16 protein-coding genes and 1 pseudogene are annotated in these 17,610 nt (G+C 37.5%); 5 read left to right on the top strand and 12 right to left on the bottom strand.

The features are described from left to right. Positions 1 to 365 precede the first annotated feature (365 nt). On the bottom strand, positions 366 to 560 hold the full coding sequence (locus ABH966_RS06950) for a hypothetical protein (RefSeq protein WP_370077022.1): 195 nt from the start codon (positions 558 to 560) through the stop codon (positions 366 to 368). Between the two features lie 644 nt (positions 561 to 1,204). On the opposite strand from ABH966_RS06950, the gene ABH966_RS06945 reads away from it, so the two are divergent. Then, entirely contained in the window at positions 1,205 to 2,722 is a 1,518-nt protein-coding gene (locus ABH966_RS06945; RefSeq protein WP_370077020.1) for an SH3 domain-containing protein, read from the top strand. 243 nt (positions 2,723 to 2,965) lie between these two features. Here ABH966_RS06945 and ABH966_RS06940 read toward each other — a convergent pair whose 3' ends face one another. The 8 genes from ABH966_RS06940 to pdhA form a co-directional block, all read right to left on the bottom strand. Then, a complete protein-coding gene (locus ABH966_RS06940) occupies positions 2,966 to 3,259 on the bottom strand; it encodes a hypothetical protein (RefSeq protein WP_370077042.1) in 294 nt (97 codons plus the stop codon). A gap of 416 nt (positions 3,260 to 3,675) precedes the next feature. After that, the gene (locus ABH966_RS06935) at positions 3,676 to 4,353 is read right to left on the bottom strand and encodes an LrgB family protein (RefSeq protein ID WP_370077018.1); all 678 of its coding nucleotides are present in this window, start codon (positions 4,351 to 4,353) and stop codon (positions 3,676 to 3,678) included. Next, on the bottom strand, positions 4,346 to 4,789 hold the full coding sequence (locus ABH966_RS06930; RefSeq protein WP_370077016.1) for a CidA/LrgA family protein: 444 nt from the start codon (positions 4,787 to 4,789) through the stop codon (positions 4,346 to 4,348). Before ABH966_RS06930 ends, ABH966_RS06935 begins: the two co-directional genes overlap by 8 nt. A 199-nt stretch (positions 4,790 to 4,988) precedes the next feature. Then, positions 4,989 to 5,771 carry an SDR family NAD(P)-dependent oxidoreductase gene (locus tag ABH966_RS06925; RefSeq protein WP_370077014.1) on the bottom strand — a complete coding sequence of 261 codons (783 nt, stop codon included), beginning with the start codon at positions 5,769 to 5,771 and terminating at the stop codon, positions 4,989 to 4,991. A 248-nt stretch (positions 5,772 to 6,019) separates the two neighbouring features. Further along, positions 6,020 to 7,435 carry a dihydrolipoyl dehydrogenase gene (gene lpdA, locus ABH966_RS06920; RefSeq protein WP_370077012.1) on the bottom strand — a complete coding sequence of 472 codons (1,416 nt, stop codon included), beginning with the start codon at positions 7,433 to 7,435 and terminating at the stop codon, positions 6,020 to 6,022. 5 nt (positions 7,436 to 7,440) lie between these two features. Next, entirely contained in the window at positions 7,441 to 8,784 is a 1,344-nt protein-coding gene (locus ABH966_RS06915) for a dihydrolipoamide acetyltransferase family protein (protein ID WP_370077010.1), read from the bottom strand. Between the two features lie 45 nt (positions 8,785 to 8,829). Next, positions 8,830 to 9,807 (bottom strand): alpha-ketoacid dehydrogenase subunit beta, encoded by a 978-nt coding sequence (locus ABH966_RS06910; RefSeq protein WP_079559704.1) that lies wholly within the window; start codon positions 9,805 to 9,807, stop codon positions 8,830 to 8,832. A 3-nt stretch (positions 9,808 to 9,810) separates the two neighbouring features. Next, positions 9,811 to 10,926, bottom strand: coding sequence for a pyruvate dehydrogenase (acetyl-transferring) E1 component subunit alpha (gene pdhA, locus ABH966_RS06905; RefSeq protein WP_100542608.1), 1,116 nt, complete (start codon positions 10,924 to 10,926; stop codon positions 9,811 to 9,813). Positions 10,927 to 11,320: 394 nt separating this feature from the next. Between pdhA and def the strand changes: the two genes are divergently transcribed. After that, entirely contained in the window at positions 11,321 to 11,878 is a 558-nt protein-coding gene (gene def, locus ABH966_RS06900) for a peptide deformylase (RefSeq protein WP_370077007.1), read from the top strand. A gap of 53 nt (positions 11,879 to 11,931) precedes the next feature. Next, complete coding sequence (locus ABH966_RS06895) at positions 11,932 to 12,126, top strand: DeoR family transcriptional regulator (protein ID WP_370077005.1); 195 nt, start codon at positions 11,932 to 11,934, stop codon at positions 12,124 to 12,126. Between the two features lie 94 nt (positions 12,127 to 12,220). On the opposite strand, the pseudogene ABH966_RS06890 reads toward ABH966_RS06895, so the two are convergent. Both ABH966_RS06890 and ABH966_RS06885 read right to left on the bottom strand, forming a co-directional pair. Then, positions 12,221 to 12,847, bottom strand: a pseudogene (locus tag ABH966_RS06890) (RNA-guided endonuclease InsQ/TnpB family protein); the annotation flags it as partial. Between the two features lie 369 nt (positions 12,848 to 13,216). Further along, complete coding sequence (locus ABH966_RS06885) at positions 13,217 to 13,987, bottom strand: Cof-type HAD-IIB family hydrolase (RefSeq protein WP_370077003.1); 771 nt, start codon at positions 13,985 to 13,987, stop codon at positions 13,217 to 13,219. A gap of 448 nt (positions 13,988 to 14,435) precedes the next feature. On the opposite strand from ABH966_RS06885, the gene ABH966_RS06880 reads away from it, so the two are divergent. Continuing rightward, entirely contained in the window at positions 14,436 to 14,645 is a 210-nt protein-coding gene (locus tag ABH966_RS06880; RefSeq protein ID WP_370077001.1) for a DNA-dependent RNA polymerase subunit epsilon, read from the top strand. A 5-nt stretch (positions 14,646 to 14,650) separates the two neighbouring features. Further along, a complete protein-coding gene (gene rnjA / locus ABH966_RS06875; RefSeq protein WP_370076999.1) occupies positions 14,651 to 16,318 on the top strand; it encodes a ribonuclease J1 in 1,668 nt (555 codons plus the stop codon). A gap of 385 nt (positions 16,319 to 16,703) precedes the next feature. Here rnjA and ABH966_RS06870 read toward each other — a convergent pair whose 3' ends face one another. Beyond that, positions 16,704 to 17,537, bottom strand: coding sequence for a TetR/AcrR family transcriptional regulator (locus ABH966_RS06870; RefSeq protein ID WP_370076997.1), 834 nt, complete (start codon positions 17,535 to 17,537; stop codon positions 16,704 to 16,706). Between the last annotated feature and the right edge of the window lie 73 nt (positions 17,538 to 17,610).

Genomic DNA, 17,610 nt, shown 5'->3' with positions numbered 1-17,610 from the left:
TTGTACTTTTTTTGACTCATGGTCGGACACGTCCTCTCTTATGTTCAATTCTATTGATTTAACCGAGGTATGTCCACTTATCTATAATACATCCATAAAGTGCCCCCTATAAATAATTGAACTATCCTGCGTTAGTTTAAGAAAAAAGTGCTACCCCTAGACTTGAAGTAAAGCACCCCTTTTCGTTCAATATTTTACATATATTAACTTATTCAACGCATTCGCAAAAAAACCTCTTCTTCAACTAAACTGCACCGTTAGTTCAATAAGAAAAAGAGCTGCCTATGCAACTCAATGGTCTTCAAGAAAAGCACCCTTTAGTCATATATTGTTACCGAACATCATCTGTACTATGTGCGTTTCCCTTATTCTATTACTATACTAAATGAGATGTTAAGTTTATCCCAAACCCAAGCCTGGAAAATCCTATCTATTTCTATTTTTAGTGCTTTATCATCCAAATCATTATCAATACCTAATTCTTTAAAAGTAAATGTTTCTGTCGCCTCTGTACCTTCATATTTTGTACTACTGAATGAAAAAGTAACTGTCTTATCCATTAGTTCACCCTCCTATTTTAACCCTGCATAAATTCGCCTTTTATTACAGTTTACATTATTCCTTCTTATTGCACTAAACTGCTCCGTTAGTTGAATAACTGAATAATCAGTTGCTATGTCTAGTGAAACATATTTACAAATATGGGTGTGCGGAAGTGCGAGCTTATAAATCGAGCTATGATGAGATTGCGGTAGCACATCATTAAATTGGTGTGCTTTTTCTATTTGAATCGGATTAATGAATATAAGAAGCGAAAAAACAAACACAAGCTCTTGGTTGAAATAAGGAGTGTGGCAAAGTTCAATTCTTTCAACTTTGAGTCAGCTTACAACAACAATCGTAGCAGGCTTACAGAGCCATTTAACGAGCCTGTAAGAGTTGATAGATTTGGCTTGGGCTTGTCTCAATGGACTTTAGGAAGCTTACATATTTAACAAAAAGGTAAAAATCCAACAATCACTATTTACAACCCTTTCACCGAATCAATATTAAACAATATATGTTAGGGCTATCATTTATCACTCAATCCTGTTAAATGAAAGAAACATTGAATATTACCACTATCCCAAATATTGGGTTTATGATAACATATATCTGAATCTTATAACTTTAGAAAATATGAAAGGAAGTGTAATATTCAGATATGAAAAAGATATTGAAACCATTGATTAGTGTTATTGCCATTGGTGCCCTCTCTCTATCTATAAATATAGATAAAAATGTATTAGCTAGTAATATTGCAAATACATGTGATTATAATTCGGCATCGAAAGGAAACCCTGATTTTTCCACAATGAACTGTTTGTTAACCGAAACAGCACTGATTTATGATGTTCCTCCTGAAATTGTGAAGGCAATAGCGGAAGGTGAAAGTGGAAATTGGCGTCATTTCGATATGAATGGTGAAGCTATTGTGACAGCCGATAATGGAATTGGCATTATGCAAATTACAAATCAAGCCGGCTACAATCAAGATAGACTAAAAAGTGATATTGTCTATAATATTCAAGCTGGTGTAGAGACTCTAGATAAAATGTTTAAGCGGAAGGATTTACCTAGCATCAACAGTGGGGAAAGAGATGTACTGGAACATTGGTACTTCGCTATCATGGCTTATAACGGTACTAAGCCAGTAAATAGTCCAATTGTCCAAGCAACTGGTGAAAGAAATGCAAATGCCTATCAAGAAAGAATTCTCCGAATTATTGAGAAATTGGAATTAATAGACTTAACAGAGCTGCCTTTTTCACGCGAATATTTTCAATATGACTCTAACAGCAGGGAAAATATTAAATTCTCGGCGATGAACTATCCTTTTGATTTACCATTAACAAAATCAAAGTATTTTTTTGAAACAAATCAAAAAGTTAGTGCAACAACAACAAATGTGAAATTTAGGACAAGACCTTCTATAGATAGTCCTTCTTTGGGTACTTTACGTGAAGGCGAAATTGTTACCATTACGGGTCCTTTTGAATATGAAGAAGTAAAAACGAAGAAAAACCATTTTGTTTGGTATCCTGTGAAAAGAAGTGACGGGACAGAGGGGTATGTAGCATCAAGTTTTTTAAACTACTCAGCTTCAACACCAACGCCAACACCTCCAGTAACACCGCCAACAACGGGTAACGTTGATGTATCAAAGTTTGCTGATTACAATGCAAACCAATACTGGGCTGAGGATTTTAAGTGGGCAGTCAACATCGGTCTCATCAGTGGAGACCCAAACGTGAAAAACCCATCAACAGGTAAGTACGAAAACTTACTTAAACCGTACAATAACTTAACGGAAAACCAAATGTTATCTATCCTATTTCGTTACTTCAAACCATCAGAACTAGCTTCAACGATAGCTAATACTTCATGGTATGGAGACGTAAACTACCAACTGGCTACAAAATACTCTCTACCAGTCCTAGGTGCAAACACAGCATCCAAACAAGCCATTGCAGGTAAGGATATCACACGGGGTAACTTCGCTCGTATCTTAGCTTCAATGCATTATGGTAAGACTGTATCTCAGTCAGAAGCTATTAAATTCCTTCGTGATAATGGTTTAACAACTACTAAAACAAATGAAGAGTTTAAACCAAATGATTCTCTAACAAGAGCGCACACAGTGGCATTCTTCCACCGTTACGAACAAATATTCAATAACTAAATTGCTACTTACAAGTGAAAAGGTGACTATAAAAGTCATCTTTTCTTTTTTATGTTTAATAAATCCTTTCTTGACACTCCTCGAACCTTTCATAACTAAATTCATTGACACAGATTGCTTGATGGGAGCTACAAAGTCTTGTGTTAAGCTACTGGAGTGATTGAGAAAGCATAACAAAAGGACTTGCATATATGAGATTCAATCATACACGCAAGCCCTTTTCTTATTAACCTACCGCTCTCGTTAGTTAAACAACCCTTGCTCTTTCCACTTGTTAAAATACTTTTGATAACCCTTTTCCTCTGCTATCATAGTGTATTGCGTATCTTCCCATTTAAAAGTATGAGAACCCGACAATGCCTCGTAGCTTGGATTCCCTTTTACATCCCCAAAAAGCGTTTCAAATGTATTTACATCCACTGAATTTGTTGTTCCATTCTCGTCAGTTTCAAGATGAATGAAATCAACCTCTCCCTGTTCTGAATTCCCCTTAAACATCAAACCTGCTTTATTTAAAGATAAATATAATTGATTCATACTCAATTTCTACTCTCCTTTAAAATTCGTTAGCTTAATCAACTAAACTGCTCCGTTAGTTGAATATCTGAATATTCAGTTGTTTGGTATAGTGTAACATGTTTCCAAATGTTGGTGGGAGATGGATGTGTATGACTAACAAGGGAGATTGACTGTTACAGCAGGGCGAGGCGTTGAGGTCTAAACCCTTTCAACTTTGAGTTAGATTATAACAACAGCCGTAGCATACTTTTGATCAATCTTTATTTCAAACCAACACTTAAAACACACATAAAAGCTGAACCAAGATCAAAATTAGTTCAGCTTAAAAAATAGCATATTATAATGTTGCACATTGTATATAGATCCAGAAATATTAAGTGCATTACTTTAATTCTTGACTTTTAATAAAAATATAAACTGTATATAGCTTTTTTTTACAAAAATAAATAAACAAATAGTGGACATAAAAATGCGCCTATAATTGCAGTTAAGGCCATAGATAGCGAGCCTACTGATAATTCTTGTTCTCCGTATTCTCTTAATTTAACAAGCCCAACGCCATGTGAAGCACTACCTACTGCAACACCTCTACTAACGGCTGAATCAATTTTGCCGTATTTAATGACTAGCGGTCCAATAATAGCGCCTACAAACCCTGCCAGCATTACAAGCACAGCTGTTAATGGTGGAATGCCGCCAATTGTCTCACTCACCTGCATACCTACAGGTGTCGTTAATGATTTAGGCAAGGCCGTCAGCAGCCAGCTTTTATTGACGCCAATCCATTTCAGCATAACAAATATTGTTGCTAAGCCCGTAATCATAGCGATAAAAATACCTGACAAAATAGCATATTTATATTTCATAATGATCTCACGCTGATTATATAGAGGATAAGCTAGGGCTACAACTGCTGGACCTAGCATTTTTTGAAGCCATTGCCCTCCCTCCATATAAGTAGAATATGGAATGTTAAAGACTAATAACATAACTGCACTGACGATCGTTGTCGTCACTAGCGGAATCATTAAAGGATGTGGGTAACGTTGATAAAGTTTTGTAAATAACACGAATAAGACAACGGTGCCAACGACAACAATAATTTCAATCAACAGTTAATTTCCCCTCTCCTTCTTCTACAATGGTTTCTGTTTCTTTTTTAGCCAGCTCTTTTTTCTCAACCATTTGACTAAGTAATCCTGTAACATAAATAGAGATTAGCGTGCTTGCTATAACGGCTAGCATAATCAATAGGCCAGTAGTTGAAAAAAGTTCAGGGTAGTCAATCACTCCTACTGTTGCAGGAATGAAAAACAAGGTTAATACGCCAATTAAGAAGCCTGCTCCATCTTGAATGTATTCTACTTTAATTATTTTAAAATTGAGTGAAAGTGCTAGTAATAGTAATCCAATTACACTTCCCGGAAGAGGTACATGTAGTAAAGCCACAATACCGACACCCATGTAATAAAAAATATTGAGTATCCCAATCTGAACAATAATACGAACAACTCTCTTTAACATCGAAGCAAAATTTTCGTTCAACATTTCGCCACATTTCACCCCCTATAACGTTTATTCTACATCTGCAGGAATTTTCTGTCTATTATAATTTTAGGAAAACAATAGAAAAAAAGGATAACTCCAAAACACTTTGAGCCATCCTTTTTCTATACATAAGATAAAGAGGTTGTCTAAAAACTGCTCTACATTCGTTTTTAAGACAACGCCAAAAGTCTTTTTTTAACTATAATGCGTGTCCAGAACCACCATCAATGTTTACAGAAGTTCCTGTCACATAACTAGCTGCATCTGATACTAAAAAAGTAATGACATTTGCTGCTTCTTGAGTATCCCCTACTCGACCAAGTGGAATCGCTTGACCTACTTTACGTGAATAATTTTCCCACGATAGTTCTGGCGCTTCTTCCTTCCACTTCTTCTCAATTTGATCACTACGAATAAGCCCAATACAAACAGAATTCACACGAATATTATCTTTCCCTAAGTCTTTGCTCATAGCCTTCGTTAACGCAAGCCCTGCCGCACGACTTACAGTAGTAGGGAGTGAGTTTGCTGGTGGTGTTTTAGCCATTACTGCAGTCACATTAACTATTGCACCGCCACCAACCTTACGCAAATGAGGTGCAGCATATTTTGAACAATTGACAGCACCAAATACTTTTAAATCTAAATCAGCTTGCCATAGCTCACTACTAACCGCTTCAAATGGATTAGCCGAAGCTGTCCCTGCATTATTAATAAGAATATCAAGACGACCAAAATGTTCTACTGCTCGTTCAATTAAGTACTTACAATCTTTTTCCTTTGTAATATCAGTCGCTACAATTAATACGTCCTCGCCTGTTTCGTTTTTAATACAGCCAGCAGCCACTTGAAGCTGTTTTTCACCACGAGCACAAAGTACAACCTTTGCCCCCTCTTTCACAAGCTGCATCGCTGTATAATAACCAATTCCCTTACTTGAACCTGTAATAACTGCTACTTTCCCCTTTAAGCCTAGTTCCATTGTGATCACCCCAGTTTTTTGTTCAACTTCTTTTGTTATACAAACATCGATATCATTTTCGAATATCTAGCAGTCAATTTCAGAGACTATCTGACACATTCGCTAAATCTATTCGGTATTTAATATAATCCCAACCGAACTATATTATTTGAATATTCATTCGATATAATTACTTTATCAAAATTACAAGTAATATACAAAAAAACGGCTACAAAGCAAATGCTTTATAGCCGTTTTCATAAACTTTATTATTTTTTAGCTACAATATGGATTGGGTTGCCAAGTAATACTTCAGCAGCTTCCATTGTAATTTCACCTAATGTTGGGTGAGCATGGATTGTTAATGCGATATCTTCAGCAGTCATGCCGCCTTCAATTGCTAAGCCCATTTCAGCGATCATATCTGATGCACCAGCACCTACGATTTGAGCACCGATTAATAAGCCATCTTCTTTACGCGCAACAAGCTTCACGAAACCTTCTGTTTGGTTTAATGCAAGTGCACGACCATTTGCTGCGAATGGGAATTTCGCTGCAGTGTATTCAATGCCTTCAGCTTTCGCTTCATCTTCGTTATAACCAACTGTTGCCATTTCTGGATCTGTGAAGCATACAGCAGGAATAGCTAAATAATCAACGATTGATTTTTCACCAGCGATTGCTTCAGCAGCAACTTTACCTTCGTAAGATGCTTTATGAGCAAGTTGAGGACCAGCTACAATATCACCAATTGCATAGATGTTTGGAATATTTGTACGACATTGTTTGTCAACATTGATAAGACCACGTTCACCGAATTCAATACCGATTTCAGCAAGGCCCATTTCATCTGTATTTGGACGACGACCTACAGTTACTAATACATAGTCAGCTTCAACTTTTTTCTCTTCTCCGCCAACTTCATATGTTACTACTACGCCGTTTTCTGTTTCTTCAACGCCTTTTGCAGATGCGTTTACTTCCATTTCAACGCCTTTCTTTTTAAGGCCTTTTTTCACGATTTGTGTCATTTGTTTTTCGAAACCAGCTAAGATATCTTTTCCGCCCTCGATAATTGTTACTTGTGAGCCAAGATTAGCATATGCTGAACCTAACTCTGTACCAATATAACCTCCACCGATAACAACTAATTTACCTGGTACTTCTTGTAAAGAAAGTGCGCCAGTAGAATTTAGTACGCGATCAGAGAATTTGAATGTTGGAATTTCAACTGGGCGAGAACCTGTTGCGATAATTACATTGTTAAATGTGTATGTTTGAGCAGATTCACCATTGATGATACGCACTGAATGAGCGTCAACGAAATAAGCTTCACCTTGTACAATTTCAACTTTATTACCTTTAAGTAAGCCTTCAACACCGCCAGTTAATTTTTTAACAACGCTGTCTTTAAATGCTTGTGCTTTTGAGAAGTCTAATTTCACGTCAGAAGCGATGATACCCATGTCATCTGAATGTTTAGCATGCTCAAAACGGTGACCTACTGAAATTAATGCTTTTGATGGGATACAACCTACGTTTAAGCACACACCACCAAGTACATTTTTTTCAACGATTGTTACTTTTTGGCCAGTTTGAGCTGCACGGATTGCTGCTACATATCCTCCAGGACCTGAACCAATGACAAGAGTATCTGTTTCGATTGGAAAATCTCCTACTACCATTTTTGTTACGCCTCCATTAATAATAATTCTGGTTCACTTAGCAAACGCTTTAAGTGATTTAAAGCATTTTGCGCAGTGGCTCCATCAATCATACGATGATCAAAGCTCAATGATAATGCTAACACAGGTGCGGCTACAATTTCACCATTTTTTATTACAGGTTTTTCTGAAATTCGACCAATACCTAGAATTGCTACTTCAGGATGATTAATTACCGGAGTAAACCATTGTCCTCCTGCAGAGCCGATATTCGTAATCGACATCGAAGCGCCCTTCATTTCATGTGGTGCAAGCTTGCCTTCACGTGCTTTAGTCGCTAATTCATTAATCTCGTTTGATACTGCAAATACAGATTTACGATCTGCGTGCTTAATAACTGGTACTAACAAGCCTTTTTCTGTATCTGCTGCAATACCAATATTATAATAATGCTTCTGAATAATCTCTTGTGTTGCATCATCTAATGAGCGGTTAAATTCTGGGAATTCGCGTAAAGTTGAAATAAGCGCTTTAACTACGTATGGTAAGTACGTTAATTTGACACCTTTTTCAGCAGCGATATCTTTGAATTTTTTGCGATGTGCTACTAGAGCTGTTACATCGACTTCATCCATTAGTGTAACATGTGGAGCCGTTTGTTTCGAGTGAACCATCGCTTTTGCAATCGCTTTTCGAATGCCCGACATTTTCTCACGTGTTTCAGGGAATTCACCTTCAAGAACTACTGGTGCTGCTGCTTGTGCAGTTGTTTCTTGCTGAACAGCCTCCTCATTAGCCACCGGTACTACTTCAGCCTCTACAGCGCCTCCACCTTTTAGGAAATTCTCAATATCTTGTTTTAAAATACGACCATTTTTGCCTGTACCTTTAACTTCACGAATATTAACATCATGCTCTCGTGCAAATTTACGTACTGAAGGCATTGCAATGACACGCTTATTTTCATCAGCTACAGTTACAGCTTCAGTCTTTTCGGCAGCTTTCTCTGGAGCCTGCTCATCTTTAACAGGAGCCTTTTCTACTTTCTGACCATCCTCAGCTGTTGCTTGAACTTGAGCCTCTGTTTTCGCCTCAGCATGGTCATCACCTTTTAGCTTTAAGTCTTCATAGCCAGGTGCATCAAAACGGATTAAGACATCACCAACAACTGCTACTGTGCCTTCTCCTACTAAAACTTCCTCTACTTTCCCTTCCACCGGAGAAGGGATTTCTACTACTGCTTTGTCATTTTGTACTTCACAAAGAATATCATCTTCTTTTACTGTATCTCCAGCTTTAACGAACCATTTCACGATTTCGCCTTCGTGAATACCCTCGCCTATGTCTGGTAATCTAAATTCAAATGCCATGTGTACCCATCCTTTCGATTTACAGTTCCTTGTTTAGAAGCTACATTAGAATGTTAAAACTTTTTTTGCAGTTTCCATTACATCTTTATAGTTTGGTAACCAAACACCTTCAGCTTGTGGGAATGGGTACACAGTATCTGGTGCAGCCACACGAAGTACAGGTGCTTCTAAGCTTAAAATCGCGCGTTCTGTAATTTCAGCCACAACATTTGCAGCGATACCTGCTTGTTTTTGAGCCTCTTGTACAACGATTGCGCGACCTGTTTTTTCAACTGACGCAATAATTGTTTCAATATCAATAGGTTGGATTGTACGTAAATCAATAACTTCTACAGAGTGACCTTCTTTTTCTAGCTCTTCTGCAGCCTTTAAGCTTTCGTGAACCATTAAACCATAGGCAATGATTGTTAGATCTTTACCTTCACGTTTTACATCCGCTTTACCTAGTGGAATTTCGTATGCTTCCTCTGGCACCTCTTCACGGAATGAACGATATAATTTTAAATGCTCTAAGAAAATGACTGGGTTGTCATTTCGAATAGATGAAATCAGTAAGCCTTTCGCATCGTATGGTGTAGATGGTACAACAACCGTTAACCCTGGTTGTGCTGTCATTAAACTCTCTAAGCTATCTGAGTGCATTTCTGGTGTATGTACACCACCACCAAATGGAGAACGGATTGTTACTGGTGCATTATAGACACCGCCGCTACGGTAGCTCATACGTGCTAATTGACCACTAATTGAATCCATTACTTCATAAACAAAGCCGAAGAACTGAATTTCAGGAACTGGACGGAAACCTTGAAGAGAAAGTCCGACTGCTAAGCCACCAATACCTGACTCTGCTAATGGAGTATCGAAAACGCGGTCAACACCGAATTCTTTTTGTAGGCCTTCAGTTGCGCGGAATACCCCACCATTGACACCTACATCTTCCCCGAATACAAGAACGTTTTCATCATTCTTTAATTCTGTGCGAAGTGCATCTGTAATTGCTTGAATCATTGTCATTTGTGCCATAGGTTATTTCGACTCCTTCTCTTTATAGATTTCATATTGTTCTTTTAAGTTTGATGGCATTTCGCCTTTATACATGTTTTCCATTAACTGTGTTACTTTTTGTTTTGGAGCAGCATCGGCTTTTTTGATTGCCTCTTTAATTTCTTCTTTTGCACGCTCAATAACAGCCTCTTCTTTTTGCTCATCCCATAAACCTTTCGCCTCTAGATATTTACGGAAGCGTACAAGAGGGTCTTTTTGCGCCCATTCACTATCTGTATCCGATGTACGGTAACGCGTTGGGTCATCCCCTGCCATTGTATGAGGACCATAGCGATAGCACATTGTTTCAATTAAAGTAGGACCTTCGCCATTAACAGCGCGCTCACGTGCATCACGTGTTGCTACGTAAACAGCTAACGCATCCATTCCATCTACTAAAATACTTGGTAAGCCTGCTGCTACACCTTTTTGAGCAATTGTTTTCGCAGCTGTTTGTAATTCACGAGGTGTTGAAATTGCATATTGGTTATTTTGTACAATGAAAATTGCTGGTGATTTAAACGCACCCGCAAAGTTAATGCCTTCATAGAAATCCCCTTGCGATGACCCACCATCACCTGTATAAGTTACAGCGACAGCCTTTTTACCACGTTTTTGAATACCAAGCGCTACACCTGCAGCTTGAATATATTGTGCACCGATAATGATTTGAGGTGCTAATACGTTTACCCCTTCAGGAACTTGATTCCCCATAAAATGACCGCGTGAGAATAAAAACGCTTTATCTAAAGGTAAACCATGCCATACGATTTGTGGTACATCACGGTAACCTGGTAAAATCCAATCTTCTTTTTCTAACGCAAAGTGTGAAGCAAGTTGTGAAGCTTCTTGCCCAGCCGTTGGTGCATAGAAGCCTAATCGACCTTGACGGTTAAGAGAAATGGAACGTTGGTCTAAAATACGTGTATAAACCATACGCGTCATTAACTCAACTAGCTCCTCATCAGATAACTTTGGGTCTGCCTCGTCATTTATAATTTCGCCTTCTTCATTTAAAATTTGAAACATTTCAAATTTATCTTCTATTTCAGTTAGCGTTTGTTTAGCGTCAAAAATATTATTGTTTTTCTTGCCCATTTGTCACATCTCCCTTTCAGCTGTATTAAAATAAATCACCATTTCAACTAGTACAACTTATTCTTTGCACTCAGTATACTGAATAAAATACTGTCGGTCAATCATATAATACGCGTATAAACAAAGATTTTTTCTAACATAGCGATTATACAACTCTGTTTCACACTGTACCACTAACAAAGAATAACTGTATTATAACAACATATCGAAAGTACATAATTATTTAGTTTCCTTACATGATTACCAATAGTAGAATGCCCCAGTTCCAGACAATCTAATAGCTTTAGAAAAATTTTTTAAGTATATTCAAATAAGGTCTTTTTTCATGTGATTGTTTTAAGACGTGATGTATACTTATAAGTAAGCACTACAAAGTTGAAAGGAAGATTCATATATGATTTTAATGGATGATATTATTCGCGAAGGTCATCCGACTTTACGCACAAAAGCTGAGGAGGTCAAATTCCCTTTAACTGATGAAGTAAGACAGCTTGCAGAAGACATGCTTCAATATTTAATAAACAGCCAAGATCCTGAAATGGCAGATAAATATAATTTACGCGGCGGCATTGGATTAGCTGCCAATCAAGTAAATAGCCTACATCGCATGTTTGCCCTTCATTTAACTGATGACAATGGCGAACAATTAAGTTTTGTAGCTATCAACCCAAAAATCGTTAGCCATTCTGTAGAAAACTCATACCTTGCAGCGGGTGAGGGCTGCCTTTCTGTAGATCGCAATGTTCCAGGCTATGTACCACGTCATGCTCGTGTTACAGTTAAATTTAAAACAATTGACGGTGAAGAGAAAAAATTGCGACTTAAAGGCATGCCTGCTATAGCCTTCCAACACGAATTAGACCACCTTAACGGCATTATGTTTTACGATCGCATCAATGAAAAAAATCCATTTGCGGAAATTCCAGATTCTACACCATACGAGCGCGATTAGGAGCACAGAAAGAAAGCAAACCCAAGCTAGGACATCCTGTTCCGTGAAATGAAATGTATACAATAGAAAGGCAACAGCATATTTTACAATTTGTACGAAAACATATGATAGTAAAATTAGTAACGCTAACAAAAGAGTTCAACGTTTCAACGGAAACAATTCGTCGTGATATTCAACACAGCTTGTGCAAGATAAGAAAATGGAGAAGTTTTATGGCGGTGGTGAACTACCCACCATTTATAACCTAACAGTTTTTGAAGTGGGGGCTTCTCGACTTATCGTTGCTTTTAGTAGCCAACGAAAACTGACCGAGCTATCCCTCTTGTTCCAAAAGTTTTTTTGTTATGCTAACGCTAATAAACGCAATCCTTCATGTCTGATGTTGATAAACGGCATTCCAGTCCCTGTCTGCTATAAACCCACAATCACAGTAGAACGTACACTCAGAAAGAGATAAGGACTCCTTTACTTGACCACAATTGGAACAAGTTTCGGAAGAAGGAAACCATCTGTCTATTTTGATTAACTTTTTCCCTTGCTCCTCTAACTTATACCTAAGAAAAGTTGTGAACAAGCCCCATGCATTATCTGCAACGCTTTTACCAAAACGGAGTGCTTGTGACATCCCCTTCATGTTGAGATCTTCAATCACCACGCAATCATAGGTTTTGCTACTTTATGCGATTCTTTATGCAGAAAGTCTTTCCGTTGGTTGGCGATTTTTTCATGTAACCTCGCTACTTTAAGACGCTGTTTGTGCCAACGATTAGAATCTTTCTTTTTGCGTGATAGAATACTTTGTTCCTTCGCTAATTTTACCAAGGCTTGACGATAGAAACGTGGGTAATTGGCTGTCTTACCTTCTTCGCTATCGACAAATAAGCCATTCATGGAAAAATCTAACCCAACAACATCTTGTACTTCCTTTTTTATAGGTTGATGTTCGTATTCGCGGAAACAAATTATAAATATTTCTCAAACTGTCTATGTAGCAGCGGACTCTTCAAAACTTAACAAAGATGTCGCTATTCAAGTTTGTCCAGTAAATGCGGTAGATATGATTATCACAGATTACTCACTCTCTAAAGACACGGTCAATCATTTCACGGATAATGGTGTACAACTGAAAATAGTAAGAACAAACATCGAAGACACTAAATAATTTATTAAATACAAAAGCAACTAGTTGTAGTCAATTCTTACAACTAGTTGCTTCTTTAGTTTCTCTAATCAATTATGCCTCGGCATTGCGTCCGGAGGTTTAACTTATTTCAGCGGATGTCTTTTGTACCGAAAGCTTAGCGACAGGTACGGATGTTTCGACTCCGTTGAAATAAGTTAGATAATATTTAATTGGTGCATGATTTTAGCAAGACCATCCTCGTCCACATGCTCCGCAATATGAGTAGCAACAGCCTTCACTCTCTCATGACCATTCCCCATCGCCACGCCAGTCCCAACAGCCTGTAGCATTTCAATATCGTTAAGTCCATCCCCAAAAGCAATGGCATCATTTAATGTCAGCCCTATCTTATCAAGGACCTTTTCAATACCAGCAGCCTTCGAGCCTCCCTTTGGTAAAATATCACAAGAATAGCGGTGCCAGCGTACAAACTCCACGTTCGGAAATGCTTCACGATATAAATGTTCATCTTTTTCTTCCATAAAAATAAGTGTTTGATAGACATCGTTCTGCATATAATAAGTTGAGTCTATAGTCGGATACTCGTATTTTAATGTATCGAGGCTTTCTACTACCATATCGTTATTTCCTACAGATGCAATCATACGCTTGTCGTCTAAAAATACTACAGGTTCATTTCGCGCTTCACCAAAGGCAATGATTTTGGCTAGCTCACCTTTTCCAACACCATTCGTATAAATAACCTCACCACGATAAACAACATATTGTCCGTTAAATGTCACATACGTATTAATATCTAGCTCTTCTAGCAAGGATTGAATCATGAAAGGTGCACGTCCAGTTGCAATCGCTATCTCATATCCATTACGACGAGCTTCAAAAAGTGCCTCTTTCGCAGAAGCAGGTAATATTTTCTCACTATTATAAAGTGTACCATCTACATCAAAAAATAATATTTTCTTCATCTTATAGTCCCCTTCATTATGTATTATTCTGCAAGGTTAATGACTTTACAGAGGCAATATTTTTTATTATAATGATCCTAAGGAGTGATGTGCCATGCTGAAGAAACTCAAACGCAAATTGTTGAAGCAACTTCGCGGCATACTCGGAAAAAAATCAATTGCCTAACATTTGCCCTTCATTATTTGAAGGGCTTTTCTTTATTTTAGAGTAACTGCGTGATAATATAAAGGAAATGCATTTATTTGGCTATGCGCAACCACTGTCTCATTGCATAATTCAATTACACCTTGTTGTAATTACGTCTGGATTGTAACACTGAGATACAAGAACTTCAAACGCCTAATTTCTTCCTTTGTTTACTAGAAATTTGCTGTTTTTTCTTGTAGTACGTGTGTGGTATTAGTCAAAGGTGCAAGAAAATTGTACGCAATAAAAGGAGAGCAAACTATGATTTACAAAGTTTATTATCAAGAAAAAGTAAATGAAATTCCAGTTCGCGAAAACACTAAAAGTCTATACCTAGAAGCTGCTTCAGAACGCGAAGTACGTGAAAAGCTAAAAGACCGAAACTACAACATCGAGTTCGTTCAATTGCTTGAAGGTAACTATTTAGTCTACGAACAAGCAAGCCCGAACTTCATCTTGGAGGAAATTTAACAAACATGAAGTTTGTTAAAAATGACCAAGCAGCTGTTTTCGCGCTCGGCGGACTGGGCGAAATCGGCAAAAACACTTACGGCGTTCAATTTCAAGATGAAATCATTTTAATTGATGCCGGCATTAAATTCCCAGAAGACGACTTACTCGGCATTGACTACGTTATTCCGGATTATACTTATTTAGTACGCAACGCCGACAAAATTAAAGGATTATTTGTTACACATGGACATGAAGACCATATTGGTGGTATTCCCTACTTATTACGTCAAGTAAATGTCCCTGTCTACGGCGGCAAGCTTGCACTTGGTTTATTACGCAATAAGTTAGACGAGCATGGTTTACTACGTACAACAAAGCTTATCGAAATTAAAGAAGAGGATGTTATTAAGTTCAGAAAAACATCTGTTAGCTTCTTTAGAACAACACACAGTATTCCAGATGCTTACGGAATCGTTGTAAAAACACCACCTGGTAACATCGTGCATACAGGTGATTTTAAATTTGACTTTACACCTGTAGGCGAGCCAGCCAACTTAACAAAAATGGCTGAAATCGGCCGTGATGGCGTACTATGCTTACTTTCAGATAGTACGAATGCAGAAAAGCCGAACTTTACAATGTCAGAGCGTACAGTTGGTAAAAGTATCGATGAAATTTTCCGTAAGGTAGATAGTCGTATTATTTTTGCAACTTTCGCATCTAACATTCACCGTTTACAACAAGCAACAGATGCTGCAGTAAAATACGGAAGAAAAATTGCTGTCTTCGGACGTTCAATGGATAATGCCATTACAATTGGTCGTGAACTAGGCTATATTAATGCACCAAAGGATACATTTATTGATGCCCAAAGCATTAATCGTCTTCCTGCCAATGAAGTTATGATATTATGTACAGGCTCTCAAGGTGAACCGATGGCCGCACTTTCTCGCATTGCCAATGGTACACATCGTCAAATCCAAATCCAGCCTGGTGACACAGTTATCTTCTCTTCTTCACCAGTACCAGGAAATACGGTAAGTGTAAACAAGATTATCAACTTACTTTTCCGTGCAGGTGCAGAAGTTATACATGGTGCACTGAATAATATCCATACTTCTGGTCACGGTTCTCAAGAAGAACAAAAACTAATGCTGCGCCTAATGAAGCCTAAATTCTTTATGCCAATTCACGGTGAATTCCGTATGTTGAAAATGCATACTCATCTAGCAGAAGATTGTGATGTTCCGCTTGAAAATACATTCGTTATGGAGAATGGTGACGTGCTAGCATTAAGTGCCAACGAAGCACATGTAGCAGGTCGTATTCCTTCAGGAGACGTTTATATTGACGGCAATGGTATTGGAGATATCGGCAATATCGTATTACGTGATCGACGCATTCTTTCTGAAGAAGGTTTAGTGATCGTTGTTGTAAGTGTGGATATGGAAAACCAAAAAATCGTTTCCGGTCCAGACATTATTTCACGAGGCTTTGTTTACATGCGTGAGTCAGGTACGATGATTAATGAAGCACAAAAAATGCTAAACCGACACCTGAATGAATCAATTCAGGGCAAAACGCCTCAATGGACTGAGCTAAAAAATGAAATCACTGACGTATTAGGACCATATTTATTCGAAAAAACAAAACGTCGCCCTATGATTTTACCGATCATTATGGAGGTTTAATCTCATTAAAAAAACTACGCAAAATTGCGTAGTTTTTTTATTTTCATTTTTTTGGAACCTCTTTGCTTTTTTTTCGTATATAGTATGAAGACTCTAAAATAATTTCAACAACAATAAGTTTCAAAATGAATTAGAGTAACACAAGAAATAGCTACTCGAATGGAGTTTTGTCCCTATTGTAGTACTATCAGAAACTCGCAATCACTTCTAGTCACCGAGACTAATACTTAATTACCGCTAACACTTCAAGTTTTCATATAACATTCAATAATCTTAACCAATTTCGCAGTGTCATAACTTTAACTGTCGCTACAGAAAACACTGTGCCAAATGAAGATAAAATAGGATCGCTCACCCGTTAGAATGTGCAATCCTATCCTTATGTCTACATATTAAAGTATTTAGCTATTACATAAGCAACCCAACGATAATCTGGCTGCAAGCGTATGTTTTCAATTAAACCTTTTACAATCGGTTTACTATAGGTTGGATTTTCGACTTGGTCTTTTAATAATTCTAGAGACTCTCGTTCTATAGTGTCTTCTAAGCCATCTAGATGTTGTTCGATTAATTCTAGCAAAGATTCCTGCGTAACTTCTTCATCACAAGGTTTTTCCGTTAATCGAACGAGTTCTTCAGTTATAAATGGTATCGTCGTATGTCGTGCAATAATTTCCGTCTTTTCAGCTAGCGATCTGGCCAATTGATCTAAATCGAGTGGTATATCGGAAAAAATAAAAAGTTCCGAATAACTTTTCATAAATCCTTTAATGCAATACATAACATCATATTTTGTCTCCTGAAGTTCATCCTGATATAACTGCTCCAGCATATAGAGAATCGACTTAGACATCTCAACATCATAGGCAATTATTTTCTGAAACAATTCTTTTTTTGTAAGAAGTACTTTCTCATTAAAAAACACACGGGCAGATGCAGCATGATTTTTAAAAGCTTGAAAAATACTTTTGTAAAATTCAACTAAAATGATATCTTTACTAAGTGAACTTCTGACTACTTGGTCAACGTCAGTGACAAACTGTTGTAGATAATACTCTACCATAGAAATTAGAAGCTCGTCTTTTGTTTTGAAAGATAAATAAAATGCACCCTTTGAAATTCCACATCGTTCTGTAATTTGCTGTACAGATGTAGCTTCGAAGCCTTGTTCTGAAAATAGCTCCAACGCTTTCTCCATAATAAGTTGCTTTTTTAACATACTTTTAATCTCTCCTAATGTGTTTCATTGACAAATGACCGATTAGTCATTAGTATAAATAACGAAATCTAGT

The sequence above is a fragment of the Lysinibacillus sp. RC46 genome (genome assembly GCF_041262385.1).
Classification (GTDB): domain Bacteria; phylum Bacillota; class Bacilli; order Bacillales_A; family Planococcaceae; genus Lysinibacillus.
This window is presented reverse-complemented; position numbering and strand designations above follow the sequence as displayed.

Coding starts and splice junctions, on each gene's coding strand:
- ABH966_RS06885 (WP_370077003.1), bottom strand. CDS start 13,987: ATGAAGAAAATATTATTTTTTGATGTAGATGGTACACTTTATAATAGT.
- rnjA (WP_370076999.1), top strand. CDS start 14,651: ATGAAGTTTGTTAAAAATGACCAAGCAGCTGTTTTCGCGCTCGGCGGA.
- pdhA (WP_100542608.1), bottom strand. CDS start 10,926: ATGGGCAAGAAAAACAATAATATTTTTGACGCTAAACAAACGCTAACT.
- ABH966_RS06880 (WP_370077001.1), top strand. CDS start 14,436: ATGATTTACAAAGTTTATTATCAAGAAAAAGTAAATGAAATTCCAGTT.
- ABH966_RS06940 (WP_370077042.1), bottom strand. CDS start 3,259: ATGAATCAATTATATTTATCTTTAAATAAAGCAGGTTTGATGTTTAAG.
- ABH966_RS06925 (WP_370077014.1), bottom strand. CDS start 5,771: ATGGAACTAGGCTTAAAGGGGAAAGTAGCAGTTATTACAGGTTCAAGT.
- ABH966_RS06870 (WP_370076997.1), bottom strand. CDS start 17,537: ATGTTAAAAAAGCAACTTATTATGGAGAAAGCGTTGGAGCTATTTTCA.
- lpdA (WP_370077012.1), bottom strand. CDS start 7,435: ATGGTAGTAGGAGATTTTCCAATCGAAACAGATACTCTTGTCATTGGT.
- ABH966_RS06930 (WP_370077016.1), bottom strand. CDS start 4,789: ATGTTGAACGAAAATTTTGCTTCGATGTTAAAGAGAGTTGTTCGTATT.
- ABH966_RS06910 (WP_079559704.1), bottom strand. CDS start 9,807: ATGGCACAAATGACAATGATTCAAGCAATTACAGATGCACTTCGCACA.
- ABH966_RS06915 (WP_370077010.1), bottom strand. CDS start 8,784: ATGGCATTTGAATTTAGATTACCAGACATAGGCGAGGGTATTCACGAA.
- def (WP_370077007.1), top strand. CDS start 11,321: ATGATTTTAATGGATGATATTATTCGCGAAGGTCATCCGACTTTACGC.
- ABH966_RS06945 (WP_370077020.1), top strand. CDS start 1,205: ATGAAAAAGATATTGAAACCATTGATTAGTGTTATTGCCATTGGTGCC.
- ABH966_RS06950 (WP_370077022.1), bottom strand. CDS start 560: ATGGATAAGACAGTTACTTTTTCATTCAGTAGTACAAAATATGAAGGT.
- ABH966_RS06895 (WP_370077005.1), top strand. CDS start 11,932: ATGTATACAATAGAAAGGCAACAGCATATTTTACAATTTGTACGAAAA.